Source organism: Micromonospora sp. NPDC047753 (assembly GCF_040642735.1).
In the GTDB taxonomy this organism is placed as follows: Bacteria; Actinomycetota; Actinomycetes; order Mycobacteriales; family Micromonosporaceae; genus Micromonospora.
In genome coordinates this window covers 1-1,741 of record NZ_JBEYSL010000811.1, presented here as the reverse complement: position 1 = coordinate 1,741, position 1,741 = coordinate 1, and the positions used below count along the sequence as shown (strand labels likewise).

The window sequence follows — 1,741 nt, the reverse complement described above, 5'->3', positions numbered from 1 at the left end:
GCACATCGGTGCGTACCAGGTCCACGTCCCGCACGAGGGCGAGGACCGGGCGGTCACGTTCATCGACACCCCGGGTCACGAGGCGTTCACCGCCATGCGTGCCCGTGGTGCCCAGGTCACGGACATCGTGATCCTGGTCGTCGCGGCCGACGACGGCGTGATGCCGCAGACCATCGAGGCGTTGAACCACGCCAAGGCGGCCGACGTGCCGATCGTGGTCGCGGTCAACAAGGTCGACAAGCCGGACGCCAACCCGGACAAGGTCCGCCAGCAGCTGACCGAGTACGGCCTGGTCGCTGAGGAGTACGGCGGCGAGACCATGTTCGTCAACGTGGCAGCCAAGCCGGGCATCGGCATCGAGGAACTGCTCGAGGCCGTCCTGCTGACCGCCGACGCGTCGCTGGAGCTGACCGCTCCGATCGACGGGCCGGCGCAGGGTGTGGCCATCGAGGCCCACCTGGACAAGGGCCGCGGTGCGGTGGCGACGGTGCTGGTGCAGAAGGGCACCCTGCGGGCGGGCGACTCGATCGTCGCCGGTGGGGCGCACGGCCGGGTCCGGGCCATGCTCGACGAGAACGGCAACCAGCTCTCCGAGGCTGGTCCGGCGCGTCCGGTGATGGTTCTGGGTCTGACCGCGCCGCCCGGTGCGGGTGACACGTTCCTCGCCGCGGCGGACGACCGCACGGTGCGGCAGATCGCCGAGCAGCGGCAGGCACGGCGGCGGGCGGCGTCCTTCGCCAACTCTCGTGGCCGGGCCACTCTTGAGACGCTCATGGAGCAGCTCAAGGAGGGCGAGAAGACCTCGCTCAACCTCATCCTCAAGGGCGATGTCTCCGGTTCGGTGGAGGCCCTGGAGGACGCGCTGTTCAACCTCGACATCCCCGAGGAGGTCCAGCTCAAGGTCCTCGACCGGGGCGTCGGCGCGATCACCGAGAGCAACGTCATGCTCGCGAGCGCCTCGTCCGAGCCGGTCACGATCATCGGCTTCAACGTGCGGGCCTCGAACAAGGTCCGTGAGATGGCCGACCGCGAGGGCGTGGAGATCCGGTACTACACCGTCATCTACCAGGCCATCGAGGAGATCGAGGCAGCGCTCAAGGGCCTGCTCAAGCCGGAGTACGAGGAGGCCGAGCTGGGCAGCGCGGAGATCCGCGATGTCTTCCGCTCGTCCAAGATCGGCAACATCTCCGGTTGCATCGTCCGGTCGGGCATCATCCGACGCAACGCGAAGGCTCGACTGCTTCGGGACGGGACGGTCGTGGCGGACAACCTCACGATCACCTCGCTCAAGCGGTTCAAGGACGACGCCACCGAGGTCCGCGAGGGCTTCGAGTGCGGTCTGACCCTGGGTGGTTACAACAACGTCCAGGTCGGCGACGTCATCGAGACCTTCGAGATGCGGGAGAAGGTTCGCGCCTGATCCGGCAGTGACACGCTGATCAAGGGGTTTACGCCACTCGGCGTAAACCCCTTGATCATGCGGGGCGGGTTGGCGGTATCGTCCGGGGCGATGTTCACCGGAACCGCGGTCTTCGACCTGCTGCTGCCGGGCGACTCCAGGTCGCTCAAAGCCAAGAGATCATATGTACGGCCGATCGTGGCGGCCCTGCGCCGCTTCGAGGTGTCGGCCGCCGAGGTGGGTGCGCTCGACCATGCAGGTCCCTCGGTGGCCAGGGCCTCACCGAGCCGGTCGGTCAGCCGAGCTGAGTCGGTGTAGCCGTGGCCTCCCAGGTGGTCAGGC

1 protein-coding gene and 1 pseudogene are annotated in these 1,741 nt (G+C 67.9%); both read left to right on the top strand.

The annotated features are described in order from the left end of the window. A partial coding sequence (gene infB, locus ABZ749_RS34790) for a translation initiation factor IF-2 (RefSeq protein WP_357235577.1) occupies nt 1-1,420 on the top strand: 1,420 nt, incomplete at its 5' end. 90 nt (nt 1,421-1,510) lie between these two features. After that, nucleotides 1,511-1,651, top strand: a pseudogene (locus ABZ749_RS34785) (DUF503 family protein); the annotation flags it as partial. Nucleotides 1,652-1,741 lie beyond the last annotated feature (90 nt).